Raw genomic sequence first — 26141 nt, 5'->3', positions numbered from 1 at the left:
TCTGGTGTCGACTTTGCCGGCAAAAAGAAGGCCCGCGGACGACTGAACTGCCGCAGGCCTTTTTTATTGGGATTAGTCATGGTGGTTAGCCACAGGCGTTGGGCGCAATCCTATGCGGGCGTTGAACTATGTGTCAATTTCGTGAATCGTCTGTATTTAGGCGATATTCGTCTAAGCGGCGAGCGGAGGCGCAGGGATGAAAGCCTGAAAAGCGCCTTGAATCCCCCTCGAAACACATTAAGTAACAAATCCGACAGAGCGGACGTTAGGGAATAGATAACACGCGCAAATGCAAAGCATTACCATTCGCGCACAATTTTCCTGTCACGTCATTTGGATACGCTCCCATGCCTGCCCCTCGCCTGACGCCCCTCTCCCTTGGGCTCTCTGTTCTGCTGTCTGCCGGTTTTGCCGGTGCGGCCACGGTCTTGCCTGAAACCTCGATCAGTGTGGAAGCAGACGAAGACGACCCACGGGTCAAGGAGACCAGCACCGCCACACGCACCGCGACGGCTGTTCGCTATGTGCCCCAGGCGATCGACTCAGTCAAAACCGAAAGCCTGTGCTCCTATGGCACCAACGAGCTGGGCCAGGCGTTGAGCGGTATCCCCAACGTCAGCAGCGGCGCCGATACACGCTTCGACAGCCTGCGCATACGTGGTTTCGACGCCAGCAATGACTTCTATCTGGATGGCATTCGCGACGACAGCCAGTACGTGCGCGACCTGCATAACATCGAGCGTATCGAAGTACTCAAGGGGCCGGCTGCGGTGCTTTACGGGCGAGGCGGCCAGGGCGGCATCGTCAACCGGGTGAGCAAAATGCCAACCCCAGGGCAAAAATCCAGCATCGAAGCCCAAGGCGGCAGCAACGATTTGCGCAGCCTGTATGCCGACCTGAGCACCGACCCCACCGATAACATCAGCCTGCGACTGAACATGGGCAACCAGGACAACAACAGCTTTCGCGATGGCGTCAGCGGCAACCGCCAGTTGTTCGCGCCGTCAATGAGCTGGCAGCTCACTCCAGAGCTGAACTGGCTGGTGCAATACGAATACAGCCGTTACAACCGCACCCCAGACCGTGGCATTCCGGGCGTCAACGGGCGCCCGGCGGATGTGAGCCGCAGCACCACTTACTTTGATCACGGCGATTACATCGACGATAAATCCCAGTCCCTGCGTTCCAAACTCGCCTACGAGCTCAACGCCGACTGGCAACTGCGCCACACCCTCGGCGTGTTCAAGCTCGACAGTGATTTCGACAATACCTACCAGACCGGCTATGACCCGAAAACCAACAGCGTCACCCGCCAACACTGGCAGCAGGACCTGACCACCCGCAACGTGTTCAACAACCTGGAACTGGAAGGCGGTTTCGACACCTTTGGCCTGGAACACCGCCTGCTCACCGGTATTGAGCTGGGCAGCCAGCGCCGCGATCCGAAGCTGTACTCCGCTCGGGATGGCAGAACAGTGCCGAGCCTGGACCTCAACCAACCCAATCGCCGCCTGAGCCACACCGGGAGCATGCGACTGTCGAGTAACAACCACACCGAAGTCGAAAGCCGCGCCCTTTATGTGCAGGACCAACTGCGCCTGAACGACCAGTGGCAACTGCTGGGCGGGCTGCGTTACGACCGTTTCGAAGTGGACACCACCAACAAGCTGCTCGACATCCAACAGAACGTGAAAAGCCACAGCACCAGCCCGCGAGTCGGCCTGGTGTGGACGCCCCTGGAACACCACTCGTTCTATGCTTCGTGGAGCAAGACCTTCACACCAGCTGGCGGCGGCCTGATCGGCATCACGCCGAACGCCACCGGCAACGCCAACGACCTGAGCCCGGAGCTGACCAAGCAAAAGGAAATCGGCGTGAAGAGCGACTGGTTCGACGAACGCCTGAGCACCACCCTGGCCGTGTACGAACTGGAACTCTACAACCGCCGCACCAGCGACCCGCTGGACCGCACCATTACGCTGCTCACCGGCGAGCAACGCTCACGCGGCGTGGAGCTGACCGCCACCGGCAAGATCGTCGACAACTGGTATGTGCGCGGCGGCGTGGGCCTGCAGGACGCCAAGGTCGAGAAGGACAACAATGGCTTTGAAGGCAAACGAATCAGCGACGTGGCCAAGCGCAACGCCAGCCTGTTCATCACCTGGAAACCGCAGATGGGCTGGTACGCGGAAACCGGTTTGACCCTGGTGGGTGATCGATATGCCGACAACCTCAACACCGTGGTGTTGCCGGGTTATGGCCGCTGGGACGCGCTGGCCGGGTTCCGTCAGAAAGAGTGGGACGTGAGGGCGGCGCTGAACAATATTGCCGACAAAAACTACTACGCCTCGGCGACCAGTGCGGCGCAGATTCAACCGGGGGAGCCGCGAAGCCTGGTGGTCACCGGTACCTACAGCTTCTGACACGCCTCATGTGAAACAAAGCCAGCCCCCACACTGGTTAGGCATTGCCCACAACATCAGCGCCTGGCGCAGATCCCTGGGAGCGGGCTTGCCCGCGAAAGCGGTGTGCCAGTCACTGGATGTTTAACTGAACCACCGCCATCGCAGGCAAGCCAGCTCCCACACTGGTTAGGTAGTGCCCACAACATCAGCGCCTGGCGCAGATCCCTGTGGGAGCGGGCTTGCCCGCGAAAGCGGTGTGCCAGTCACTGAATGTTTAACTGAACCACCGCCATCGCAGGCAAGCCAGCTCCCACAGTTGGTTTCAGGTGTTCTTTAGTTGCTCATTACCTCGCACAACGCCTGCACTTCATCCTCCGTGAACAACCCCAACGGGTAGCGCTCACTCATCACACTGCGCAAGTCAGACGCTTGCCTGGCCTGTCGCGAGCCGTTCGCCTTCAACCAAAGGGCCAACGCATGGATGGCGTCACCGTCGACCCGCAAAGGGTGGAACGTACGCGTGTTCATCAGGTGGACATCGGCATTCATTTCAGCGCTCTCTCCTGCTGCGTGAGCGGCTAACTTACTCAAGGTTTGTGACAGAACTACGCGGTCATCCCCCTTGGGCCACTGTAACCACAGCGATACAAGAGCTATGCCAATGTGCCCTGTTCATTGGCATACAGGCATGAAAAAGCCCGCGACCGGGCTGGGTCGCGGGCTTGCGGGGAACACTGCAAACGCGCGGTGCTCGTACGCCATCAAGGCGCTGTTACAACTGCACTCACTTTCGCTGCGGAGCTGGCTGCTGCTGGGTCAGGCAATGGATATTGCCCCCACCCAGTAACAGTTCGCGGCCCGGCACCATCACCACTTCATGCTGTGGGAAAAGGTTCTGCAGGATCTGCTTGGCCTGGTCGTCCATCGGATCATCGAAGCTCGGCGCGATGATGCCGCCGTTGACGATCAGGAAGTTGACATAGGAACCGGCCAACCGCACGGTCGGATTACGCTCCTGGCTGCCCTCAACCAGGTCTACCCCGGCGCATTCCTCCTCAGTGGCATACAGCGGACCCGGGATCGGCATTTTATGCACGATGAACGAGCGGCCCTGGGCATCGGTGCTGCTTTGCAGCACGTCCATGGCTGCGTGGCAGCGTGGGTAGTTCGGGTCTTGCGGGTCATCGGTCCAGGCCAGCAACACTTCGCCCGGGCGCACGTAGCAGCAGAAGTTATCCACATGGCCGTCGGTTTCGTCGTTGAACAGGCCATCCGGCAACCAGATGATCTTATCCACAGCCAGGTTATCGCTGAGCACCGCCTCAATAGCCGCACGATCAAGGTGTGGGTTGCGGTTGCGGTTCAACAGGCATTCTTCGGTGGTGATCAGGGTGCCTTCGCCGTCGACATGAATCGAACCGCCTTCAAGCACGAAGCCTTCAGTGCGGTAACGCGGTGCGCGCTCCATCTCGAGGATCTTGCCTCCCACTTGGGAATCGCGGCTCCACGGGGAATACAGGCCGCCGTCAAAACCACCCCAGGCGTTGAAGTCCCAGTTCACACCCCGTACTTCACCACTGCCGTTGATCACGAAAGTCGGGCCGGTGTCGCGAACCCACGCGTCGTCATTGGACATTTCCACCAGGCGGATATTGGGTACGTCCAGGCGGGCACGGGCGTTTTCGTACTGGCTGGCGGAGACCGCGACGGTCACCGGCTCAAAACGTGCGATAGCCTTGGCCACCGCCACATGGGCCGCCTGCGCAGGCTTACCGCCCAGGCGCCAGTTGTCTGGGCGCTCGGGCCAGATCATCCAGGTCTGGGTCTGGGGCGCCCATTCGGCAGGCATATGAAAGCCATCGGCGCGAGGTGTGCTGTGCAAGGTGGTCATGGCGATCAGGGCTCCGAATGGGGTGAAGGGCAACTTTATAATGGATAAAAATCGGCTTTAACAGACTAAAAACATGATAGGTGCTCGGGTCTGCAAAAAATAGCCGATAACAATCGATAAATCACAGTTGTTCATCCAGCACTTTGGACAGCATGTCCACAAAGAAGTCCACGCTGCGCCTGGACGTCACCATCGGCGGCTTGATTTTGAGGATATTCAGATAATCACCGGTAGGTTGCATGAAAATCCCCAGCTCCCGCAGGCGATCACACAACAAGGCGGTTTCTGCCGTCGCAGGTTCCAGGGTGTGGCGATCACGCACCAGTTCAAGGCCCAGATAGAAGCCCGAACCGTGCACGGCACCGACGAGTGGATGGCGATCAATCAATTCCTCCAGTCGTGCCTTGAAATGCCCGCCTACCACTTGGGCGTTTTCCCACAGCTTTTCCTCTTCCATCACGTCCAGCACTGCCATGCCGATCCGGCAACTGACCGGGCTGCCTCCCGATGACGAGAAGAAGTAACCCTCGGCCTCCAGCGCCTCGGCAATCTCTCGGCGGGTAATCACTGCGCCCAACGGCTGGCCGTTGCCCATGCCCTTGGCCATGGTAATGATGTCAGGCACCACACCCTGCTGTTCAAACCCCCAGAAGAAATGCCCCATGCGGCCGTAACCCACCTGCACTTCATCGGCGATGCACACGCCCCCCTGGGCACGCACCAAGCCATACACCTGTTGCAGGTAACCCGCTGGCAGGGAGATGCCACCGGCGTTGCCGTACACCGGTTCACAGATAAACCCGGCCAATTGACGCTGGCTCGCGGCGATTTTCGCCAGGTTATGCTCAACACTTCGTACATAGTCCGGCGCGCTGTCCGGCCCGCGGAATTCACCGCGGTAAGTATTGGGCGCGGTCACCGGGTGTACCCAATCCGGGCGGCTGCTCAAGGCCTGGGGGTTATCGGCAATCGAGGTGGACACGGCATCCGCCGCCACCGACCAGCCGTGGTAGGCCTCCAGCACGCTGAGCATGTCGCGCCCGCCGCTGTAGGCCCAGGCCAAACGAATCGCCAGGTCATTGGCCTCCGTGCCGCTGTTGACCAGGAACACCCGGTCCATGCCCTGTGGCGCCAACGCCAGCAGGCGCTCGGAGAACTCGGCAATTGCCGCATAGTGGAAGCGCGAGTTGGTGTTGAGCAACGACCATTGCCGAGCCGCCACCTCAGCCATGCGCGGGTGGCCATGGCCCAGCACGGCCACGTTGTTAAGCATGTCGAGGTAGGATCGGCCCTGCATATCGATCAGGTGGTTGCGCCAGCCGCGCTCGATACGCGGCGGGTCGGCGTAGTAGTGCTTCTGGGAGCGGGCAAAGCTGGCATCCCGCCGGGCCAGCAGGGCCTGCGGGTCCAATTCCGGCTCAGCATCACAGGCCAGGCCCAACAGCGCCGAGGGTGACGGGCACAACGCCTGCCACGCCAACGCCCGGGAAGGTGTGCAGAACAGCGGCGGCTCAAGGTCGGCGCGGCATAACTGCACAGTCAACGGCGCCTGCACCTCGCCCAGCACCTGCCCTTTGACCAGCGTTGCGCCGGGCTTGAGTGATGTTCGCACGCCCCACAGGCGCAGGCTCAGCTCACTGTCGTGCAAGCACAGCAAGCCGTCGGCACCTTCGCGCAGCGTTCCCGCAAAGGGTGCTTCCAGAACCGTGCCGTGAGGCAGGTGCAGTTCGACATGCAGGGGTAATGTCTCGGGCTCTAGGGCACTGTCGGGGCGGGTGCGCGACAAGCGGTATTGCCCATAACGACTGGCCGCCAGCCCATGCACCGTCGCCGCTTGATCCAGCAAGCGCCGATCGATGCCGGGAGTTTCCCAATTGCCAGCCTCGAAATGCGGACTGAGTACGCCCAGGTCGATCAGCGCGAACTCGCGCCCCACCAAGCCTGGCAATAAAGGCGCGAAGTCTTGGTTGGCGACGGGCGGTAATGTTTCACCGACGCTGCGCAGAATCGCCGCTTGCATGAGTTCAAAGGGCACCGACGTGGCGATATGGAAGATTTCCCACTCGTGTTCGGCGTTTTTCTTTAGATAAACGTTATCCGGGTCCAGGCATTGCTGCTGCTCACTGCTGAGCACCAACACTGCCGCGCGGGCGACGATCAACGGCCACAACACCTCCAACTCTTCGCGCTGCAACGGCGTGACCGCGTGGCAGGCCTGGATCGCCGGCAAGAGGGCAAACGGATCACCGTCGGCATGGTGCAACAGCGCCGCGCAGGTCACCGACAGGTCGGCAACTCGCCAGGTACGCACCAGATCGCCAAAATCGATCACGCCTTGTATACGCCAGTGCCGCTGGACATCACGCTGCCACACCACATTGTCATCGGTGATATCCATGTGCACCGCTTGCCACGGCAGGTGTGCCGCCAACGGCTGGACATGCGCCTCGACCTGCCTGGCCACCTGCTCCAAAGCAGCACGCTGCGGCAGGTCGGGCAAGGTTGCCAGCAGGTGGGCGATCAATGCCTGCGCGTGGCGCGGGTCCCATTGCAGGGTGCGCGCAAGGCCAGGGTGCTCGAAATCTGCCAGCGCGAGGCTCATCTGCCCGCACAGCTCACCAAAGCCTTCGATCACGGTGCGGCTCAGGTGGGGTAAATGCGTCAGGGGCTGGCCGTCGATGTAGTCCAATAGCCGCAGGTGCAGGGTTTGGCCATCGACGTTGACCGTCAGTAGATCCTCGCCCTCCACGGTCGGGATGACCTTGGGCACGCGCAGGCCGGGATGCGTGCCCAGGCTGTTGAGGGCCGCATGCTGGGCCTGGAGTTCAAGCGCGGCGTAGTCACCCCGGCAGATTTTCAGAACGAAACGGCCCCGCGTGCTGTCAATTCTGTAGTTGAGGTCTTGTTGACTGCCCAATGAGCGTAATTTGCCCGTCATTCCATAATGTCGCTCGAGCAGGTGTGCTGCCTGCTCGGGGGTTACTTGTGGGCAAGGCAAGCTGGCACGGTGGGTCAACGTGGCTAACGACATTGTGACGACCTTTGTTTTTTCAGGCGTCTATATCGCCATTGTTCAGGGGCACAAGGCAACCCCCTAGTAATACAGCGCTTGCACCACCCGGCTCGCACCACTCAAGCTATGCTTCATCCGCATAATGTCTATCTAAGGAAAGGGCCCTCCGATATGCGCATTCTCGTTACTGGCGGCGCTGGCTTTATCGGCTCAGCCCTGATCCGCCACCTGATCCAGCACACCGAGCACGAGGTGCTCAACCTGGACAAGCTGACTTACGCCGGCAACCTCGAGTCGCTGACCAGCATCGCGTCCAACAGCCGCTATGAGTTTGTTCAGGCCGATATCATCGACCAGGCCACCGTCAGCGCCGTGCTCGCACGCTTCGAACCCGATGCGATCATGCACTTGGCGGCCGAGTCCCATGTCGACCGCTCCATTGACGGCCCGTCGGATTTTATCCAGACCAATATCGTGGGCACCTACAGCCTGCTGGAAGCCACGCGCGCCTATTGGCAGAAGCTGGCAGAGCCGGCAAAAAGCGCATTCCGTTTTCACCACATATCCACTGATGAGGTGTATGGCGACCTGCACGGCGTGGACGACCTCTTCACCGAGACCACGCCTTACGCACCGAGCTCGCCGTATTCCGCGAGCAAGGCAGCGTCCGACCACCTGGTACGCGCCTGGCAGCGCACCTATGGCCTGCCGGTGCTGTTGACCAACTGCTCGAACAATTACGGGCCGTTCCATTTCCCGGAAAAATTGATCCCGTTGGTGATTCTCAACGCCCTGGCGGGCAAGCCACTGCCGGTGTATGGCGATGGTCTGCAGGTGCGTGACTGGCTGTTCGTCGAGGATCACGCCCGTGCGCTGCTCACAGTGGTCACCACTGGGGTTGTGGGCGAAACCTACAATATTGGCGGCCACAACGAACAGAAGAACATCGACGTGGTACGCGGCATCTGCGCCCTGCTGGAAGAACTGGCGCCGCAACGCCCAGCCGGCGTGGAGAAATTCACTGACCTGATCACCTTCGTCAAGGATCGCCCAGGCCACGACCAACGCTATGCCATTGACGCCAGCAAAATCGAACGCGAACTGGGCTGGGTCCCGGAAGAAACCTTCGAGACCGGCCTGCGCAAAACCGTGCAGTGGTACCTCGATAACCTGGAATGGTGCCGCAGGGTCCAGGACGGCAGTTATCAAGGTGAACGACTGGGCAATACTGACGTGAAGGATTTGATCGCATGATGAAGGGAATTGTATTGGCCGGCGGTTCCGGCACCCGTTTGCATCCCATTACCCTGGGCGTGTCCAAACAGTTGTTGCCGGTATATGACAAGCCGATGATCTACTACCCGATCTCGGTACTGATGCTGGCGGGAATCAAGGACATCCTGGTGATCTCCACACCAGTAGACTTGCCGCAATATCAGAATCTGCTGGGCGATGGCAGCCAATTCGGCGTGCGCTTCACCTACGCGGAGCAGCCTTCGCCGGATGGCTTGGCCCAGGCGTTTATCATCGGCGAAGAGTTCATTGGCGATGACCCTGTGTGCTTGATCCTGGGGGACAATATCTTCCACGGCCAGCATTTCGGCGAGCAGCTGCGCACTGCGGCGGAACGCCCCTCAGGCGCTACCGTGTTCGGTTACTGGGTCAAAGACCCTGAGCGTTTCGGTGTAATTGACTTCGATAGTGAAGGCCGCGCCCTGTCCATCGAAGAAAAACCGGCTAAGCCTAAGTCCCACTACGCCGTGACCGGCCTGTACTTCTACGACAACGACGTGATCAAGATCGCCAAGGCGGTCAAGCCGTCGCCACGCGGCGAGTTGGAGATCACCGACGTCAACAATGCCTACCTTCAGCGTGGCGATCTTCACGTTGAACGCTTCGGCCGTGGGTTCGCCTGGCTCGACACCGGCACCCATGACAGCCTGCTGGAAGCCTCGACCTACGTTCAGACCATCGAGCACCGCCAGGGCTTGAAAGTGGCCTGCCTGGAAGAGATCGCCTATGAAAATGGCTGGATCGATCGTGATTATCTGCTGGAGCGCGCCAAGTACTTTGGCAAGACCGGCTACGGCCAATACCTCTACTCGCTTGCCGGAGAGACCCAGTGAATGTAGTTGAAACCACACTACCTGGCGTACTGATCCTCGAGCCAAAGGTATTCGGCGACGAACGCGGTTTCTTCTACGAAAGTTTCAATGCGCGCGCCTTTGAAACGGCCACCGGGCTCAAGCGTAATTTCGTGCAGGATAATCACTCACGCTCGCAAAAAGGCGTGCTGCGAGGTTTGCACTATCAGCTTGAACACACTCAAGGCAAGCTGGTGCGTGTCACCTACGGTGAAGTGTTGGATGTGGCGGTCGACATCCGTCGCAGCTCACCCAACTTTGGCCAGTGGGTGGGTGTCCGTTTGTCGGCACAGAACCATCGCCAACTCTGGGTGCCGGAAGGCTTCGCCCATGGTTTCGTGGTGTTGAGTGAGTACGCAGAGTTCCTGTACAAAACCACCGACTACTACCAGCCAAGCGCCGAGCGCAGCATTCTCTGGAATGACCCGACGCTGGCCATCGACTGGGAGCTGGCCGAACCGCCGCAACTCTCCGCCAAGGATCAGGTCGGCAAACTGCTGATGGAAGCTGACCTGTTCCCATGAAAATCCTCATCACCGGCCAACACGGCCAAGTCTCCCAGGAGCTGCAACAGCGGCTCCAGGACCTGGGCGAACTCATCGTCCTGGGCCGCGACCAGCTTGATCTGGCAAACGCAGACCTTATCCGCCAACAAGTGCGCGCCCATCGCCCCGGCCTGATCATCAACGCGGCGGCCCACACCGCCGTCGATCTGGCCGAGAGCGAGCCGGACGCTGCGTTCGCCATCAATGCCATCGCCCCCCGCATCCTCGCCGAAGAAGCCAAGGCCCTGGGCATCCCGCTGATTCACTACTCGACCGACTACGTGTTTGACGGCACCAAACCTGCCCCGTACACCGAAAGCGACACGCCGAACCCATTGGGTGTCTACGGCCAGAGCAAGCTGGCGGGTGAGCAGGCGATTGCGGCTGTTGGCGGCCAGTACCTGATCTTGCGTACCAGCTGGGTCTATTCGGGCCATGGCAAGAATTTCCTGCTGACCATGCAACGCCTGCTGCAGGAAAAAGCGCAGATGCGCATCGTTGCCGACCAGATCGGTGCGCCGACCTGGGCCGGGACTATCGCCAACAGCACCCGCGTGCTGATCGAGCAGTGGCAGGCCGGTAAGGCAGGGGATTGGGGTGTTTACCACCTCACTGCCCAGGGTGAAACCTCGTGGTTCGGTTTTGCCGCGGCGATTGGCGAGCAACTGCGCGCCGAAGGCAAGGCCTGCGCCGAGCTGGAACCGATTCCTTCCAGCGCCTACCCGACCCCCGCCAAGCGCCCGCTGAACTCGCGCCTGGACTGCACGCGCCTGCAACAGCAATGGCACGTCAGCCAGCCACAATGGCAAGACGCATTGCACGAGTGTCTTGCACAGCAGCACTAGGCATAATGCGCCTGTACTCACAGGCGCGACTTCCATGACCCCACCCCTTGCGCGAAGACCCCGCTGGCGCAGCCTAGCCCTGCTGGCTCTGTGCCTGGCACCGCTGTTGTGGCCGCTGGAGCATTTGGCCGAGCGCTATTACCGCAGCGAACTGGCCGGGCAAAATCGCCAGACCCTCGACCTCTACGTCGCCAACTTGCTGGGCACCCTGCACCGCTACGAAATACTGCCGCAGATCCTCGGGGACTTACCGGCCCTGCGCACTGCATTGGGCGCGCCCCACGTCAGCACCCACCTGGTCAATGCCAACCAGTTGCTCAAGGACGTCGCCGCCCAGGCCGGGGTAGAGGTGATGTATCTGATGGACACCACCGGCAAGACCCTCGCCGCTTCCAACTGGGACAAGCAAGACAGCTTTGTGGGGCGCAACTTTTCCTTCCGTCCGTATTTCAGCGAAGCCATGGCCGGGCGCCTCGGACGGTTCTTCGGCCTGGGCACCACCTCGGCCAAGCGCGGCTACTTCTTCGCCGCCGCGGTGCGTGACGGCGATACCATCATCGGCGTGCTGGTGGTGAAGGTCGACCTGGACCACACCGAAAGCCTGTGGGGCAATACCCCGGAACAATTGCTGGTCACCGACCACAACGGCGTGGTGATCCTCACTTCGCGCCCGCAATGGCGATTCCGCGCCACGCGGCCACTGACCGCCGAAGAACGCCAGGCCATCATTGCTATCCAGCCCTACCCCACCCGCGACCCGCAGCCACTGAGCCTCAGCAGCAGCGCTTGGCTGCGCCAATCCACAGCCATCGCAGAGACCGGCTGGAACGTGGAAATCCTCGCGCCGCGCTCGCTGATCAACCGCCCGGTGCGCACGGTCGTTGCCGTGGGCGGCGCCACGTTGTTGGTGCTGATGCTGTTGCTGGGGTTGCTGATGCAGCGCCGCCGGCACTACCTGGAACGCATCGCCTTCGAAGCCAAGGCCCGCCGCGAGTTGGAAATGCGCGTGGCCGAGCGTACCAGTGACCTGGAGGGCCTGAACCGGCGCCTGAAGCAGGAAGTGCTGGAGCGCGAACACGCCCAGCAAGAACTGGTGCGCGCTCAGGACGACTTGGTCCAGGCCGGTAAACTGTCGGCGCTGGGCACCATGTCGGCGAGTATCAGCCATGAACTGAATCAGCCACTGGCGGCGATTCGCAGTTATGCCGAAAACGCCGAGATCCTGCTCGACCATGAGCGCACCAACGATGCCCGTGGCAACCTCAAGCTGATCAGCGAATTGACCGGGCGCATGGCTTCGATTATCGCCCACCTGCGTGCATTCGCCCGTCGCGACCGGCATGCGCCGGAGAGCGTGGCTTTGCAACCGGCGCTGGACGACGCCCTGGCATTGCTGGCCAAGCGTCGGCGTTCGATGGAGGTGGAGTTGATCCGCGACCTGCCAGAGGCAACCCTGTGGGTGCAGGCTGGTGAAACCCGCCTGCGCCAGGTGCTGGGTAACCTGCTGGCCAATGCCTTGGACGCCCTCACCGAAAAAGGCCCGCCACGCAAACTCTGGCTGAGTGCCGAAACCACGCCCCATGGCGTCAACTTGTATATTCGCGACAACGGCCCGGGCTTTTGCATGGAAGCCCTGGGCCGCGCCAGCGAGCCGTTCTACACCACCAAGACGCGCACCCAGGGCCTGGGCCTGGGCCTGGCGATCTGCGACACGCTGATGCGCGCCTTTGGCGGCGAACTGTTGTTCGCCAACCACAAGGAAGGCGGCGCGCTGTTAACCTTGAAATTACGTGCCGGCTCGCCGGGCGTCAGTCTGCAACCGTCCGAGGACCGCAGTGTATGAGTATCGACAACTCGATTCAGGTGGTATTGATCGACGACGATCCACACCTGCGTCAGGCCCTGTGCCAGACCCTGGACCTGGCCGGCCTGAACGTCCTGCCCCTGGGCGAAGCCGCCGGGCTCACCGCACGCCTGTCCCGAGACTGGCCGGGCGTGGTGGTCAGCGACATCCGCATGCCCGGCATGGACGGCCTGGAATTGTTGGCCGAACTGCACGGCCAGGACCCCGACCTGCCGGTGCTGCTGATCACCGGCCACGGCGACGTACCGCTGGCGGTGCAGGCCATGCGTGCCGGCGCCTATGACTTCCTGGAAAAACCCTTCGCAAGCGACGCGCTGCTCGACAGCGTGCGCCGCGCCCTGGCCCTGCGCCGGCTGGTACTGGACAACCGCAGCCTGCGCTTGGCCCTCAGCGATCGCCAGCAACTGAGCACGCGCCTGGTAGGGCACTCGCCACAGATGTTGCGCCTGCGCGAGCAAATCGGTGCGCTGGCCGCGACCAAGGCCGATGTGCTGATCCTCGGCGAAACCGGCGCTGGCAAGGAGGTCGTCGCCCGCGCCCTGCACGACCTCTCAAGCCGACGCAGCGGCCCGTTTGTGGCGATCAACGCCGGAGCACTGGCGGAATCGGTCGTGGAAAGCGAACTATTCGGCCATGAACCGGGCGCGTTTACCGGCGCGCAAAAGCGCCGCATCGGCAAGTTCGAGTTCGCTAATGGCGGCACGCTGTTCCTCGATGAAATCGAAAGCATGAGCCTGGATGTACAGGTCAAGTTGCTGCGCCTTTTACAGGAGCGCGTCGTGGAGCGCCTGGGTGGCAATCAGCTGATCCCGCTGGATATCCGCATTATCGCCGCCACCAAGGAAGACCTGCGCCAGGCCGCCGATCAGGGCCGTTTCCGTGCCGACTTGTATTACCGCCTCAATGTGGCGCCGCTGCGCATTCCCCCGCTACGGGAACGGGGTGAAGATGCGCTGATGCTGTTCCAGCACTTCGCCGACGAGGCCAGCAGCCGCCACGGCCTGCCCTTGCACGAACTGCAACCGGGCCAGCGCGCGCTGTTGCTGCGCCACAGCTGGCCGGGCAATGTGCGGGAACTGCAAAACGCCGCGGAGCGTTTCGCCCTCGGCCTGGAGTTGGCCCTGGATAACGCCCAGGACCATCCCGCCGCCGGCGTGCTGACCTCCACGCCCGGAGGCCTGAGCGAGCAAGTCGAACAGTTCGAAAAAAGCCTGATCGCCGCCGAACTGACCCGCCCCCACAGCTCCGTGCGCAGCCTCGCCGAAGCCCTGGGCGTGCCGCGCAAAACCTTGCACGACAAACTGCGCAAACACGGCCTGAACTTCGCCGACAGTGCCAGCCAGAGCGCCGATGACGAATGACATCGTCCACCTACGAAGAGGCCGCCATGAGCCGCGATAGCCGTTACCTGGAATCCATCCTTCACCATGACATCCCACTCACCCGGGAAATGGGCCTCAGGGTGCTCGACTGGCAACAGGACCAGCTGCAACTGCACCTGCCCTTGCAAGCCAATATCAACCACAAGAGCACCATGTTTGGCGGCAGCCTCTACTGCGGCGCCGTGCTGGCGGGTTGGGGTTGGCTGCACCTGAAGCTGCGTGAAGCCGGGATTGAAGACGGGCACATCGTGATTCAGGAAGGGCAGATCAGCTACCCGCTGCCGGTGACCCAGAACGCGACAGCCATTTGCGCGGCGCCGGATGAAAAGACTTGGAAGCGCTTTGTGGCGACCTATCAGCGCTATGGGCGGGCGCGGTTGGCGCTGCAGACGTGGATTGTGAATGAAGGCAGTGCAGCGCGTGCCGTCGTCTTTACCGGCCAGTACGTCTTGCACCGCTAGCAGCCATTACATAAAACAAATGTGGGAGCTGGCTTGCCTGCGATAGCGGTGGATCAGCCAATATCTGTACGACTGACACTCCGCCATCGCGGGCAAGCCCGCTCCCACATTTTGCTCTGCAGTGATCTTAAGATCTGGCCAGGGTCAGCAGCCGATCACGCCAGGCGGCCTTGGCTGGCAATGCCAGAAAGAACGGGTTCAGCAACGACTCCCGCGCCGGGTAGCTGAACGGCTTGCCATCCAACTCCAGCACTTCGCCCCCCGCCCCTTCCAATACACCCTGGGCCGCTGCGGTATCCCACTGCGACGTCGGCGCCAGGCGCGGATAACAATCGGCACTGCCCTCAGCCAGCAAACAAAACTTCAACGAGCTGCCGATATTCGCCAGTTTCAACTCGCCCAAGCCCTCGCTCAAACCATCTAACAGACGCTCCTGCTCAGGGCTGGTATGACGACGGCTGGCCACCACGGTAAAGGCTTCGCCCGCAGCCCTGGCCTGGCGCACTTGAATCTGCTTGGGCGCGGCATTGACGTCCGAACGCCAAGCCCCCAGGCCCGCGCCGCCGAAGTAGCAACGGCCAGTGGTCGGTATCGAAACCACGCCGAACACCACGCGGCCCTGTTCGATCAATGCAATATTGACGGTGAACTCTTCACTGCCAGAAATGAATTCCTTGGTGCCATCCAGAGGGTCCACCAACCACCAACGCTGCCAGCCGGCACGCACGCTCTGATCGATATCGGCGTCCTCTTCAGACAGCACTGGAATGCTTGGGTCCAGCGCGGTGAGGCCAGCGAGAATCAGATGGTGGGCAGCCAGGTCAGCAGCCGTCACGGGAGAATCATCCGCCTTGGACGTCACGGCTACCGCGGCACGCCAGTACGGCAGGATGGCTTCACCCGCCTGCCGAGCCAGTTCAATAACCGGGGCGATAAACGGGTGGCCTAAAAACAGTTCGCTCATGCGGTGAACGCTCCACGCTGGGTCAACAGGTCTCTCACCAGATACAGCGCCGCCAGGGCGCGACCTTCGCTGAATTGCTCGTTTTGCGCCAACGCCGACAGCTCACGCAGGTTAACCCGGTCTACCCGCATCGGTTCGGGCTCATCACCTTCAAGGCGCTCTTCGTAGAGATCGGTAGCCAACACCACCTGGATCTTCTGGCTCATATAGCCGGGCGACAATGACAGCTCGGTGATGTGCTCCAACTGCCGTGCGCCATAGCCGGCCTCTTCCTTGAGTTCGCGGTCTGCCGCTGCAAGCACGTCTTCGCCGGGCTCGATCAGGCCTTTGGGCAACGACAATTCATATTCGTCAGTGCCGCCGCAGTATTCTTCCACCAGCACTGCATGGTCTTCATCGATCATCGCCACAATCATCACGGCGCCGTAGCCCGTACCGCGCCCGACAAGACGCTCGTAGGTGCGCTCAACGCCATTGGAAAAGCGCAATTGCACTTCCTCCACGCGGAACAAACGGCTACTGGCGACTATTTCGCGGGCGAGGACAGTGGGTTTCTGGCGCATAAACGGCTCCTTGGCGTGATCGGGTTACTATACCGTGGCTTTTCCGATTGTCTGTGTCGGATATCTTTACTTACGTGAGACCCCACCATGCCCTCTTTGCCCTGGCACGCCATCGACACCGTTCTGCTGGACATGGACGGCACCCTGCTCGACCTGCATTACGATAACCACTTCTGGATGGAGCACCTGCCCCAGCGCTACGCCGAACTGCACGGTGTGAGCCAGGCCATGGCGGAGATGGAGCTGCAACCGCTGTTTGAGCGTAACGCCGGACAGTTGCAATGGTATTGCCTGGATTTCTGGAGCGCCGAGCTCAAGATCCCGGTGCGCGAACTCAAGCTGGAAACCGCCCACCTGATCGCCCTGCGTCCGGATGCCGATACGTTCCTGGCGGCGATCAAACAGGCCGGCAAGCGCGTGATCATGATCACCAACGCTCATCGTGATTCGCTGTCATTGAAGTTGGAACGCATTGAATTGGCGCCGTATTTCGAGCGTTTGATCAGCTCTCACGACTACGGTTTTCCCAAGGAAAACCCGCAATTCTGGCAAGCCTTGCAAGCGGATATCCACTTTGACCCGGCCCGTAGCCTCTTTATAGATGACACTTTGCCGATCTTGCGCAGCGCCCGGGATTTCGGGGTCGGTCATTTGCTGGCAGTGAAAGAGCCTGATAGCAAGAAAGGACCAAAGGACACCGCAGAATTTTTAGCAGTGGGGGATTATCGAGATCTCATTGCCGGACTTTGATCAAGTGTGGGAGGGAGCACGCCCCTTCCCACATTTTGCCCTGCGTATTACTCAGGGATGCGCAGTGTCTGGCCGGGGTAGATCTTGTCCGGGTGCGACAGCAGCGGCTTGTTAGCCTCGAAAATCTTGTTGTACTGGTTGGCATTACCGTACACCGCCAGGGAAATCGCGCTGAGGGTATCGCCCTTTTTCACTACAACGAAGCGAGCAGCGGTAACCGCAGGGCCAGTAACAGTGATCTGGTCATCCACACTTGCCACGCCGGCAATGTTACCCAGCGCCAACAGGATCTTCTCTTTCTCTTCCTGCGTGGCCACTTCACCGGTCACCGTGACCTTGTCGCCATCCACCGTGGTCTGCACGTTTGGATTACCCAGGCCCACCTTGCTCACATGCTCCTTCAACTGCTCACTCGCGTTCGCATTACCCGGCGTCAACAGGTCAACAATCTTTTCGCCGGCTTCTTTGATAAAGCTAAAAATACTCATGGTGCGCTCTCCTTGGGATTTAATTTCCAGATGCCCAAGACTAGACCAGTCCTGCCGACTTGGGTTCCAGACTGGCTAAAGACTCAAAAGTATCCAACTCACCCCTGCCTGGAATAAGCCCGACGCAAACGCCGGTGAACCTTGATCGACGCCCTCTATCAATAGATCAATACTGGCGATTAGACGTGACCCTTTGTCGCGCCTAGTCTAAACACTGATCAATCCGCCGGTGGTACTGCCCCATGAACGCCAAGCGCCCTCACTGCGCGGCGCCCGCTCTCGAATCGACCGCGCCCGTCGCTAGCCAGAGCTATCACTATTGCAATCTTGAACACACGGAAGTCGCCAGCACTGCGCTGGCCGAAGAAGTGGCGTTGGCGATTGCCTACAACGATATCAGCCAGGCGGTGATGCTGGTGACGCCTACGGACCTGGAAGACTTCATTGTAGGTTTCAGCCTCGGCAGCGGCATTATCACCGACGTTAACGACATTTATGACCTGAAAATCAGCGGTTCAGGCGCAGCCCAGTACGCTCAGGTACAGGTTTCCAGCCGTGCGTTCTGGAACCTCAAGCAGCAACGCCGCCAATTGGCAGGCACCAGCGGCTGCGGTCTATGTGGCGTGGAAGCGGTAGAACAAGCATTGCCCGACCTCCAGGTACTGCCCGGCGCACCCTTGCCGCCCGCGCAGTGGCTAGATGGCCTGCGCCAGCGTATCAGCGCATTCCAACCCCTGGGCCAGCACAGCGGCGCCGTGCATGCGGCGATTTTTATGGACAGCCAGGGTGAATTGCTGATGGGTCGCGAAGACATCGGCCGGCATAACGCCCTGGATAAGTTGATTGGTGCGTTGATCCGCCAAAAGATTCCGACCGACGGCGGCATGGCGATTGTTACCAGCCGCTGCAGCCTCGAATTGATTCAGAAAGTCTTGCGCGCGGGCATCCAGACCCTGGTCAGCCTGTCGTCGCCTACCGGCCTGGCCTTGCAATGGGCGCGCCGGCACAACCTCAACCTCATCCACCTGCCGCAAAAAAGCGCGCCACGGGTCTATAGCCCTGCGATGGAGCACCAGCCATGAGCCTTCACCACCAAGCCGACCAGACCCCAACCCCACGGTACAAGCCCTATAAAGGCCCAGCCGGTGGCTGGGGCGCTCTGATCAGTGTGGCGCAAGCCTGGCTGACCAGTGACAACGCCCTGAAAAACCTGCGCATGATGCTCAAGACCAATCAGAACGGCGGCTTCGACTGCCCGGGCTGCGCCTGGGGCGACTCGCCGGAAAGCGGCATGGTCAAGTTCTGCGAAAACGGCGCCAAGGCGGTCAACTGGGAAGCCACCAAGCGCCGCGTCGATGCGGCCTTCTTCGCCAAGCACAGCGTCACAGCGTTGCTGGAGCAAAGCGACTATTGGCTGGAATACCAGGGCCGCCTGACCGAGCCGATGCGCTATGACGCCGAGACCGATCGCTACACGCCCATCAGTTGGGAAGCCGCCTTCGACTTGGTCGGCAAGCACCTCAACGCACTGCCCAGCCCGAACATGGCCGAGTTCTACACCTCGGGCCGCGCCAGCAACGAAGCCGCCTACTTGTACCAGTTGTTCGTACGCGCCTTTGGCACCAACAACTTCCCGGACTGCTCGAACATGTGCCACGAAGCCAGCGGCGTAGCCCTGGCGCAGAGTGTCGGCGTGGGCAAAGGCACTGTGACCTTTGATGACTTCGAACATGCCGATGCCATTTTCGTCTGGGGCCAGAACCCCGGCACCAACCACCCACGCATGCTCGAGCCGCTACGCGAAGCGGTGAAACGCGGCGCTCAGGTGGTGTGTATCAACCCGCTGAAAGAGCGCGGCCTGGAGCGCTTCCAGCACCCGCAACATCCGCTGGAAATGCTCACCAACGGCGACAAGCCGACCAACACCGCCTACTTCCGCCCGGCGCTGGGTGGCGATATGGCTATCTTGCGTGGCATGGCCAAGTTCCTGCTGCTGTGGGAACGCCAAGCCCTGGCCGAAGGCAAGGAAGCGGTGTTCGACCACGACTTCCTCAACGAGCACACTGCCAACGTCCTGGAATACCTGGGTCAGATCGACGACACCTCGTGGGAGGAGATCGTCGAGCAGTCCGGCCTGACCCTGGTGGAGATCGAGCAAGCGGCACGCATGTACGCCAAAGGCAAGAATGTAATCATGTGCTGGGCGATGGGGATTACCCAGCACCGCCACTCGGTGCCGACTATCCAGGAAATCGCCAACCTGATGCTGCTGCGCGGCAATATCGGCCGCCCAGGTGCCGGGCTGTGCCCGGTGCGTGGCCACAGTAACGTACAGGGCGACCGCACCATGGGCATCAACGAACGCCCACCGGTGGCGTTTCTGGACGCGCTGGAGCGTCGTTTCCAGTTCCAGGTGCCGCGCGACAATGGCCATAACGTGGTGGAAGCAATTCACGCCATGCTTGAAGGCCGCTCCAAAGTCTTTATCGGCCTGGGCGGTAACTTTGCCCAAGCCACGCCAGACAGCACGCGCACCTTTGAAGCGCTGCGAAATTGCGACCTGACCGTGCAGATCAGCACCAAGCTCAACCGCAGCCACCTGATGCACGGTAAAGATGCGTTGATCTTGCCGTGCCTGGGCCGCACCGACATAGACATCCAGGCCGACGGCCCGCAAGCGGTGACGGTGGAAGACTCGTTCAGCATGGTCCACGGCTCCAACGGCCAACTGCAACCGCTGTCGAAACTGATGAAGTCCGAGCCGGCGATCCTGGCGGGCATTGCTGCCGCCACCCTGGGCAGCAAGCCCGTGGATTGGAACTGGCTAGTGGCCGACTACGGGCGCATCCGCGACCTGATCGCCGACACCATCCCAGGCTTCAAGGACTTCAACGAAAAGATCAAACATCCAGGCGGCTTCTATCTGGGCAACTCCGCCGGCGCACGCCGCTGGAACACCCCCTCAGGTCGCGCCAACTTCCGCCCCAACATCTTGCCCAAAGACCTGATCCATGAGCGCACCCACGCCACGGGCCGAGTGCCGGACCTGATCATGCAGTCAATGCGCTCCCATGATCAGTACAACACCACCATCTACGGCCTGGACGACCGTTATCGCGGGGTCAAAGGCCAACGTGACGTGCTGTTCGTCAACGAAGCCGACATCATCCGCCTGGGCTTCAAGCCGGGGCAGAAGGCAGACATCGTGTCGCTGTGGGAAGACGGTCGTGAGCGCCGCGTGAAGGGCTTTACGTTGCTGGCATTTGATATTCCGGCGGGGCAGGCGGCGGCTTACTACCCCGAAGTGAACCCGTTGGTGCCGTTGGAAAGCACTGGCGACGGTAGCCATACGCCAACGTCCAAGTTTGTTGCGATTCGCTTGGAAGCGGCGAGTGACAGTGGGTTGATCATGGCGCGCTCGGCCTGACTCGATCCGAGATATGTGTTGCTTGAACTAACGCTTTCGCGGGCAAGCCCGCTCCCACACTGGGATGGGTTCACCATTGAGACTGTGTGGACCGATCTGATGTGGGAGCGGGCTTGCCCGCGAAGAGGCCAGCACAAGCACCACACATTCGGCAGGCAATCGAGTAGGAGGCGGATTCACATCCGCCGTCCTCTCACACCACCGTACGTACGGTTCCGTATACGGCGGTTCAGGTTATACGGTTAAGTCGGTTTATCGTATCCAGTATCGAGACCAGCCCGAGGCGGTCCCACAGCTTCTTCGGCAACGCCTGATTCATATGGGGCGCTCCCGAGTTCCACCATGGGCCTCGGCCATTGACTGCCGATTTCCACGCCCGCGCCGCATTAAGTCCCAAGCGTATCAAGTTGCGCGCCCTCGTAGAGGGCCGCTTCCATTGACGCCAGACGATACAGCGAAGCTTGTGACGCACCCAGCCGTCCAATTCCTCAAGTGGCCGTCTGCTCTGGCTCAGCTTGAAGTAGCCCGCCCATCCGCGCAGCACGGGGTTTATCCGCTCGATGACAGTCGCCACCTTGTGGCCCCGCGCTTTACGTAGCAGCTCTCTGAGCCGGTCGCGCAAGCGACCCAGGCTCATCGTCGCCACTCTCAGTCTCGGTTGCTGATGCCAGCTCATCCCGTAACCCAAGTAATCACACATCCAAGACCCGGCTACTCGGCTCTTATCCCGATTCAGCGTTAGTTTCAGGCGCTGATTCAGGAAGCGCTCAACACTGGCCATCACTCGTTCGCCAGCACGAGGGCTGCGCACATAGATGTTCGCATCGTCGGCATAACGCACGAAGCGATGACCCCGCCGTTCCAGCTCGCGGTCGAGTTCGTTGAGCAGGATGTTCGACAGCAACGGCGAGAGCGGGCCGCCTTGCGGCGTCCCTTCCTGCCGTCGGCTGGCGATCCCACCCGACATCTCACCGGCTTGGAGGTACCGCCGGATCAGTCTGAGCACGCGTTTATCTACGATTTGGCGCGCCACGTACGCCATCAGGAGATCGTGGTTGACCCGGTCAAAGAATTTCTCAAGATCGAGTTCCACGCACCAGCGATGCCCTGCCGCCACATGGGCGCGGGCTGTCTCGATGGCTTGGTGGGCGCTTCTGCCCGGACGGAAGCCGTAGCTGTAATCCGAAAACAGCGGGTCGAAGATCGGCGTGAGCTGTTGCAGCAGTGCCTGTTGGATCAGGCGATCCACGACGCAGGGAATGCCCAGTTGTCGGGTGCCGCCTTTGGGTTTGGGGATGTCGACGGCGCGTACACCTTGCGGGTGGTATTCGCCGGCCAGCAACCTCCTCTGGAGGATCGGCCAATACTGATTCACGTAGTCCGCCAAGTCGTCGACCGTCATGCCATCGGCACCCGGCGCGCCCTTGTTGCTGACCACGCGCTGATACGCACGTCTGAGGTTGGCCGGTGCAAGCACCCGCGCCATCAGCGTGTCCGGCTCCGCGTTCGTCCACGTCACAGATGCCGTCGATACCTTTGCGCTGTCAGCCGTCATCCTCGGATTCTGTCCGGGACTCGGAGTCACAGTCTTCTCTTGGAGAAATTTCTGCATTTCGGTATTCAACGAGACTCTGACGCCTACTGGCGGCATAACCTGTTCGGCCCTTGGTGGCGCGGTTATTCGCCACTTACTACGGCTTCGGCTGACTTCTGCACGCTCATCCCATCGCCTCTCGACGCTCGGTAGCACACTGGCAAACGTGCAGATCTCCCAGGGTAATTCGCGCGACCTTCCTGCTTATGCCTGTCGGATCTACGTCACAGCGTTCCGTGCAAGTATTGGGCTTTGAAGATTTTGGCCTTCTTACCCCGCTGCGCCGCCTCTATCCGCTTCCTGTTCGTCAGGCCAGCATTTTGCCTCGGGCTTCCTTCAGATTCGCAGTCACCCGCGACACCCTTGCCTCTGGCTAACACTTCCCCTTGCCGGGTGTGTAGAGGACTTTCACCTCCCAGTCACCAGCGTGGCCACCACAGCCAAGCTGGTTGCGCTTGCGCGCAACGCGCCATGCCTGGCGCACCAAAAAAAGGCCGCTTTTGCATAAAAGCGGCCGTTCCGAAGTAGCTAAAGACCCGTAAAACGACTTAAGTTCCCCATACAAAACAGTAGCTTAGCAAATTGTATACAACCTCTGCCGCCGGTCGGATTTCGATTGTCAGCGCCTCGATACAACCTCAGGATCGCGCCGTCATCCCTTGAGGTTTCCCTGAATGAAGTTCTCCTCGATTCTCTTGTTGTCCCTTGGCCTGGTCAGTGGCGCAGCCATGGCAGGCGGCACCACCGAAGCCGGTGTAGGCGGCGCATTGGGTGGGGTTCTAGGTTCCGTTGTCGGCCAGCAGCTGGGCGGCAACACCGGTTCGACCATCGGCGCGGCCCTCGGCGGCGCAGGCGGTAGTGCAGTCGGCGCCGACAAACGCAGCCGTGGCGAAGCCGCCATTGGTGGCGCATTGGGCGCAGCCGGCGGTAACGTCGTGGGCCGCAGCGTCGGCGGCAGCACCGGCGCACTGATCGGCTCCGCGGCCGGCGGTGGCGCGGGCGGCGCGCTAGGCAACTACATGGGTAACGAAAGTGATCGCGACAACCGCCATTACCGCGATCGCGACCGTGACGATCGTCGCTACTACCGCGATGGCCACCCAGGTCGCGGCCATGCCTATGGGCATCGCAAGAACAAGCACCGTTATCGCGACTGATAAACCCGCGCTCTGACGAACACATCCGATGTGGGAGCCGGGCTTGCCCGCGATAGCAGTGAATCAGGTTTTAGACGTACTGCCTGATACTGCGCCATCGCGGGCAAGCCCGGCTCCTACATTTGGGATGCTTTGCTTATAGGTGCGTCAAACCAGCAGCCGCTGCATCGCTTCGCGCAACATTCCCGGAATCGGCACTGGCTGGTTCGAGGCTCGGTCCACAAACACATGGACAAAGCGCCCCGCCGCACACGCCTCCTGCTCGCCCGCCTTGAATACTGCCAGCTCATACTGCACCGAACTATTGCCCAGCTTGCCTACCCGCAGGCCGATTTCAATGCGCTCGGGAAAAGCAATCGAGGCGAAGTAATCGCAGGCCGAACTCACCACAAACCCCACCACCTCACCGTCATGAATATCCAGCCCGCCCTGTTCGATCAGGTAGGTATTAACGGCTGTGTCGAAGAAGCTGTAGTAGGTGACGTTATTCACATGGCCGTAGGCATCGTTGTCGTGCCAACGCGTGGTGATCGGTTGGAAGTGGCGGTAGTCGTCGCGCACAGGCGTTGAGTCAGGCATCGGCAAGTCTCATCAAAGTTGATCCAATTGAGCATGGGCCCAGTCGCGCACCTCGGCGTAGGGGTAGTCTTCCAGCGCAGCAAAACCGGGAATGCCCCGCGCCTTCAACTTGGTAAACAACGGTACGCTGATACCGCCAAGGAAACGCGTCAAACGCTCCGCATTCGGCAAGTGCCCCGTGTGCTCATGATGCCTGTGGATAAAATCACCGCACAGCCCCATGAAGTTTTTATCCACAAGCGGCGGCAGGCTCGGCGGCGCCGGCAGATGGGCGACCTGGCCGTGGCATACCGAACAATGCCCGCAACGCTGGGGTGCATTATCATCACCAAAGTAGTGCGCCAGACGCTGCCCCAGGCAGTGGTCGGTGGCGAACAGGTCGAGCATGGCGTGAATCCGCGCGACCTCCGTCACCTCATGCTGCTTGAAGCCTGTGTATAACTCGGCGCTTAACGCGTGCGGGTCGAAATGGGTGTCGAGCAAACTGTAGACCTCAGTCATCTGCTTGCTTTCGAGCTCGATCAGGCCCTGCTCCTGAAAATAATCCAGTGCCTTCACCACCCGGCTACGCTCGGCATTGTGCTGTTGATAAAGCGCATCGAAATCGACCGTCGCCCACGTTTTAGCGCGCTTGCACACCTGGATGATCGCCGCGACAAACTGCTGCCGCTCGCCGGAAAAACGCGCCAGCAAGGCTTCGGGTTCGATCAGGTATTTGAAACGGTATTCCGCATAAAACGCATAGCGCGGCGCGATCACGCCCTTGAGCTCCAACTGCACCAAGAGCGTCTTGAGCGGCAGCTCGCGAATATTGCTGTGGTCCGACAGCGACCTGAGCAGGAACTCCCACTGCCCTTCACTACGCGCGGACTGCAACTCCTCCAATACGCGAAAAATGCCGTCCTGCTCCGGCGTATCACCGTACACGAAGTTTTCCAGCACATTGAGGCTGTCGCGGTTGGCCAACACCAGGCAATCCGACGGCTGCCCGTCACGCCCTGCGCGGCCGATTTCCTGGCTGTAGTTCTCGATGGACTTGGGCAGGTCGAAGTGCACGACATTGCGGATGTCACTCTTGTCGATGCCCATGCCAAACGCGATAGTTGCGACAATGCAATTGGAACGCCCGCCCATGAAACGCTGCTGGATACCTTCGCGTTTTTCATGGGGCAGCCCCGCGTGATAAGCCTCGGCCTGAATACCGTGGCGGTTCAGATGCTCGGCAATCTGCTCGGCGGTTTTCTGCAAGGTGACGTAGACGATACTCGGCTGGTTGGCCCGCGCTTTCATCCACTCCACCAGCCTGCGGCGTTTGTCATGGCCGCTGACGGGTTCCACCAGCAGGTTGAGGTTGGGCCGATAGAAGCCCGTGGTCACTACATCTTCGGCAGCAATGGCGAACTTGGCCTGCATGTCAGCGATCACCTTGGGCGTGGCCGTGGCCGTCAGCAACAGCGCCTGAGGGATGTTGAACTGGCGCTGGTAGTCCGGCAGCTTCAAATAATCCGGGCGGAAGTTGTGGCCCCATTCGGAGATACAGTGCGCCTCGTCTACCACCAGCAACGAGATCTGCACGCTGTTCAGGAAATTACGGAAACGCTCGTTCTTCAAACGCTCCACGGAAATCATCAGAATTTTGAGCTCCCCCGACCGCGCACGGGCCATTACATCATTGGCCTCATCACGGCTCTGGGCCGAGTCGATACTGCCCGCCGAAATGCCATGGCGCTGCAGGAAACCCAATTGGTCCTGCATCAACGCCAGCAAAGGCGACACCACCAACGTCAGGTGCGGCAGCAACACGGCCGACAACTGGTAACACAAGGATTTGCCCGAGCCCGTAGGGAAAATGGCGGCGGCAGATCGCCCAGCCAGCACGGCGCTGACCGTCTCTTCCTGGCCCAAGCGAAAGTGTGGGTAACCAAAGACCTGCTGGAGGGTGTCGTGCATAAGGCTGTCACTCCATTGACCGCTGAGTTGGCTCAAAAACATAGCCCGGGAATCCCAGCGAATCGAGAAAGGTCGCAAGGAAAAAAGAGACAGGATGATACACAGGGGGAGGGATGGCT

General features: G+C 60.6%; 21 protein-coding genes. 12 read left to right on the top strand and 9 right to left on the bottom strand.

Translation table 11 applies throughout. From position 1 onward, the window contains the following. Nucleotides 1-347: 347 nt before the first annotated feature. Complete coding sequence (locus RHM69_RS22715) at nt 348-2423, top strand: TonB-dependent receptor (protein WP_200599094.1); 2076 nt, start codon at nt 348-350, stop codon at nt 2421-2423. Nucleotides 2424-2738: 315 nt separating this feature from the next. Here RHM69_RS22715 and RHM69_RS22710 read toward each other — a convergent pair whose 3' ends face one another. From RHM69_RS22710 to RHM69_RS22700, 3 genes are all read right to left on the bottom strand, one after another. Continuing rightward, entirely contained in the window at nt 2739-2954 is a 216-nt protein-coding gene (locus tag RHM69_RS22710) for a hypothetical protein (protein ID WP_014716496.1), read from the bottom strand. 235 nt (nt 2955-3189) lie between these two features. After that, nucleotides 3190-4296, bottom strand: a complete 1107-nt coding sequence (gene aguA, locus RHM69_RS22705; protein WP_200599093.1) for an agmatine deiminase — start codon at nt 4294-4296, stop codon at nt 3190-3192. 121 nt (nt 4297-4417) lie between these two features. Next, nucleotides 4418-7327: an aminotransferase gene (locus RHM69_RS22700; RefSeq protein ID WP_200599092.1), complete on the bottom strand. Its 2910-nt coding sequence runs from the start codon at nt 7325-7327 to the stop codon at nt 4418-4420. A gap of 153 nt (nt 7328-7480) precedes the next feature. Here RHM69_RS22700 and rfbB point away from each other — a divergent pair, with 153 nt between their 5' ends. Genes rfbB through RHM69_RS22665 form a run of 7 tightly spaced genes read left to right on the top strand, consistent with a single transcriptional unit; the run spans nt 7481 to nt 14550 of the window. Continuing rightward, nucleotides 7481-8563: a dTDP-glucose 4,6-dehydratase gene (rfbB, locus tag RHM69_RS22695; RefSeq protein ID WP_200599091.1), complete on the top strand. Its 1083-nt coding sequence runs from the start codon at nt 7481-7483 to the stop codon at nt 8561-8563. Beyond that, nucleotides 8560-9435, top strand: a complete 876-nt coding sequence (gene rfbA, locus RHM69_RS22690; protein WP_072434731.1) for a glucose-1-phosphate thymidylyltransferase RfbA — start codon at nt 8560-8562, stop codon at nt 9433-9435. Before rfbB ends, rfbA begins: the two co-directional genes overlap by 4 nt. Next, nucleotides 9432-9977 (top strand): dTDP-4-dehydrorhamnose 3,5-epimerase, encoded by a 546-nt coding sequence (gene rfbC / locus RHM69_RS22685; protein WP_054922633.1) that lies wholly within the window; start codon nt 9432-9434, stop codon nt 9975-9977. The genes rfbA and rfbC overlap by 4 nt, the downstream gene beginning before the upstream one ends. Further along, entirely contained in the window at nt 9974-10843 is an 870-nt protein-coding gene (gene rfbD, locus RHM69_RS22680) for a dTDP-4-dehydrorhamnose reductase (RefSeq protein WP_073451980.1), read from the top strand. Before rfbC ends, rfbD begins: the two co-directional genes overlap by 4 nt. A gap of 34 nt (nt 10844-10877) precedes the next feature. Then, on the top strand, nt 10878-12686 hold the full coding sequence (locus RHM69_RS22675; protein WP_200599090.1) for a sensor histidine kinase: 1809 nt from the start codon (nt 10878-10880) through the stop codon (nt 12684-12686). Next, the gene (locus RHM69_RS22670; protein WP_014716488.1) at nt 12683-14068 is read left to right on the top strand and encodes a sigma-54-dependent transcriptional regulator; all 1386 of its coding nucleotides are present in this window, start codon (nt 12683-12685) and stop codon (nt 14066-14068) included. The genes RHM69_RS22675 and RHM69_RS22670 overlap by 4 nt, the downstream gene beginning before the upstream one ends. A 26-nt stretch (nt 14069-14094) precedes the next feature. Further along, a complete protein-coding gene (locus RHM69_RS22665; RefSeq protein ID WP_200599125.1) occupies nt 14095-14550 on the top strand; it encodes a YiiD C-terminal domain-containing protein in 456 nt (151 codons plus the stop codon). Nucleotides 14551-14677: 127 nt separating this feature from the next. Here RHM69_RS22665 and cysQ read toward each other — a convergent pair whose 3' ends face one another. Both cysQ and nudE read right to left on the bottom strand, forming a co-directional pair. Next, entirely contained in the window at nt 14678-15514 is an 837-nt protein-coding gene (gene cysQ / locus RHM69_RS22660; RefSeq protein WP_200599089.1) for a 3'(2'),5'-bisphosphate nucleotidase CysQ, read from the bottom strand. Further along, nucleotides 15511-16077, bottom strand: a complete 567-nt coding sequence (gene nudE, locus RHM69_RS22655) for an ADP compounds hydrolase NudE (protein WP_014716485.1) — start codon at nt 16075-16077, stop codon at nt 15511-15513. Before nudE ends, cysQ begins: the two co-directional genes overlap by 4 nt. Before the next feature lie 87 nt (nt 16078-16164). Between nudE and yrfG the strand changes: the two genes are divergently transcribed. Further along, complete coding sequence (gene yrfG / locus RHM69_RS22650; RefSeq protein ID WP_014716484.1) at nt 16165-16827, top strand: GMP/IMP nucleotidase; 663 nt, start codon at nt 16165-16167, stop codon at nt 16825-16827. Between the two features lie 47 nt (nt 16828-16874). On the opposite strand, the gene lysM is transcribed toward yrfG, so the two are convergent. Beyond that, the gene (gene lysM, locus RHM69_RS22645; protein WP_003187704.1) at nt 16875-17315 is read right to left on the bottom strand and encodes a peptidoglycan-binding protein LysM; all 441 of its coding nucleotides are present in this window, start codon (nt 17313-17315) and stop codon (nt 16875-16877) included. Between the two features lie 242 nt (nt 17316-17557). Here lysM and fdhD point away from each other — a divergent pair, with 242 nt between their 5' ends. Both fdhD and RHM69_RS22635 read left to right on the top strand, forming a co-directional pair. Further along, nucleotides 17558-18397 carry a formate dehydrogenase accessory sulfurtransferase FdhD gene (fdhD, locus tag RHM69_RS22640; protein WP_200599088.1) on the top strand — a complete coding sequence of 280 codons (840 nt, stop codon included), beginning with the start codon at nt 17558-17560 and terminating at the stop codon, nt 18395-18397. Beyond that, the gene (locus RHM69_RS22635; protein WP_020302413.1) at nt 18394-20742 is read left to right on the top strand and encodes an FdhF/YdeP family oxidoreductase; all 2349 of its coding nucleotides are present in this window, start codon (nt 18394-18396) and stop codon (nt 20740-20742) included. Before fdhD ends, RHM69_RS22635 begins: the two co-directional genes overlap by 4 nt. 229 nt (nt 20743-20971) lie before the next feature. Here RHM69_RS22635 and ltrA read toward each other — a convergent pair whose 3' ends face one another. After that, entirely contained in the window at nt 20972-22393 is a 1422-nt protein-coding gene (gene ltrA / locus RHM69_RS22630) for a group II intron reverse transcriptase/maturase (protein WP_011805433.1), read from the bottom strand. Between the two features lie 617 nt (nt 22394-23010). Here ltrA and RHM69_RS22625 point away from each other — a divergent pair. Further along, the gene (locus tag RHM69_RS22625; protein WP_014716482.1) at nt 23011-23493 is read left to right on the top strand and encodes a glycine zipper domain-containing protein; all 483 of its coding nucleotides are present in this window, start codon (nt 23011-23013) and stop codon (nt 23491-23493) included. A gap of 147 nt (nt 23494-23640) precedes the next feature. Here the strand turns inward: RHM69_RS22625 and RHM69_RS22620 are convergent, their stop codons facing one another. Together RHM69_RS22620 and RHM69_RS22615 are read right to left on the bottom strand one after the other, a co-directional pair. After that, nucleotides 23641-24072: an acyl-CoA thioesterase gene (locus RHM69_RS22620; protein ID WP_003187697.1), complete on the bottom strand. Its 432-nt coding sequence runs from the start codon at nt 24070-24072 to the stop codon at nt 23641-23643. Between the two features lie 12 nt (nt 24073-24084). Then, nucleotides 24085-26022, bottom strand: coding sequence for a RecQ family ATP-dependent DNA helicase (locus RHM69_RS22615; RefSeq protein ID WP_014716481.1), 1938 nt, complete (start codon nt 26020-26022; stop codon nt 24085-24087). Nucleotides 26023-26141: the final 119 nt, after the last annotated feature.

Source organism: Pseudomonas sp. CCI1.1 (assembly GCF_034348165.1).
GTDB lineage: Bacteria > Pseudomonadota > Gammaproteobacteria > Pseudomonadales > Pseudomonadaceae > Aquipseudomonas > Aquipseudomonas paracarnis.
The sequence above is the reverse complement of the archived record's forward strand: the minus strand, read 5'-3'. Positions and strand labels throughout refer to the sequence as shown.

What these genes read in the sequence shown, in the direction of transcription:
- RHM69_RS22665 (WP_200599125.1), top strand. Translation starts at nt 14,095, where the DNA reads ATGAGCCGCGATAGCCGTTACCTGGAATCCATCCTTCACCATGACATC.
- RHM69_RS22715 (WP_200599094.1), top strand. Translation starts at nt 348, where the DNA reads ATGCCTGCCCCTCGCCTGACGCCCCTCTCCCTTGGGCTCTCTGTTCTG.
- cysQ (WP_200599089.1), bottom strand. Translation starts at nt 15,514, where the DNA reads ATGAGCGAACTGTTTTTAGGCCACCCGTTTATCGCCCCGGTTATTGAA.
- fdhD (WP_200599088.1), top strand. Translation starts at nt 17,558, where the DNA reads ATGAACGCCAAGCGCCCTCACTGCGCGGCGCCCGCTCTCGAATCGACC.
- RHM69_RS22615 (WP_014716481.1), bottom strand. Translation starts at nt 26,022, where the DNA reads ATGCACGACACCCTCCAGCAGGTCTTTGGTTACCCACACTTTCGCTTG.
- nudE (WP_014716485.1), bottom strand. Translation starts at nt 16,077, where the DNA reads ATGCGCCAGAAACCCACTGTCCTCGCCCGCGAAATAGTCGCCAGTAGC.
- RHM69_RS22675 (WP_200599090.1), top strand. Translation starts at nt 10,878, where the DNA reads ATGACCCCACCCCTTGCGCGAAGACCCCGCTGGCGCAGCCTAGCCCTG.
- yrfG (WP_014716484.1), top strand. Translation starts at nt 16,165, where the DNA reads ATGCCCTCTTTGCCCTGGCACGCCATCGACACCGTTCTGCTGGACATG.
- lysM (WP_003187704.1), bottom strand. Translation starts at nt 17,315, where the DNA reads ATGAGTATTTTTAGCTTTATCAAAGAAGCCGGCGAAAAGATTGTTGAC.
- RHM69_RS22670 (WP_014716488.1), top strand. Translation starts at nt 12,683, where the DNA reads ATGAGTATCGACAACTCGATTCAGGTGGTATTGATCGACGACGATCCA.
- rfbA (WP_072434731.1), top strand. Translation starts at nt 8,560, where the DNA reads ATGATGAAGGGAATTGTATTGGCCGGCGGTTCCGGCACCCGTTTGCAT.
- RHM69_RS22635 (WP_020302413.1), top strand. Translation starts at nt 18,394, where the DNA reads ATGAGCCTTCACCACCAAGCCGACCAGACCCCAACCCCACGGTACAAG.
- ltrA (WP_011805433.1), bottom strand. Translation starts at nt 22,393, where the DNA reads ATGCCGCCAGTAGGCGTCAGAGTCTCGTTGAATACCGAAATGCAGAAA.
- RHM69_RS22625 (WP_014716482.1), top strand. Translation starts at nt 23,011, where the DNA reads ATGAAGTTCTCCTCGATTCTCTTGTTGTCCCTTGGCCTGGTCAGTGGC.
- rfbD (WP_073451980.1), top strand. Translation starts at nt 9,974, where the DNA reads ATGAAAATCCTCATCACCGGCCAACACGGCCAAGTCTCCCAGGAGCTG.
- aguA (WP_200599093.1), bottom strand. Translation starts at nt 4,296, where the DNA reads ATGACCACCTTGCACAGCACACCTCGCGCCGATGGCTTTCATATGCCT.
- rfbB (WP_200599091.1), top strand. Translation starts at nt 7,481, where the DNA reads ATGCGCATTCTCGTTACTGGCGGCGCTGGCTTTATCGGCTCAGCCCTG.
- RHM69_RS22620 (WP_003187697.1), bottom strand. Translation starts at nt 24,072, where the DNA reads ATGCCTGACTCAACGCCTGTGCGCGACGACTACCGCCACTTCCAACCG.
- RHM69_RS22700 (WP_200599092.1), bottom strand. Translation starts at nt 7,327, where the DNA reads ATGTCGTTAGCCACGTTGACCCACCGTGCCAGCTTGCCTTGCCCACAA.
- RHM69_RS22710 (WP_014716496.1), bottom strand. Translation starts at nt 2,954, where the DNA reads ATGAATGCCGATGTCCACCTGATGAACACGCGTACGTTCCACCCTTTG.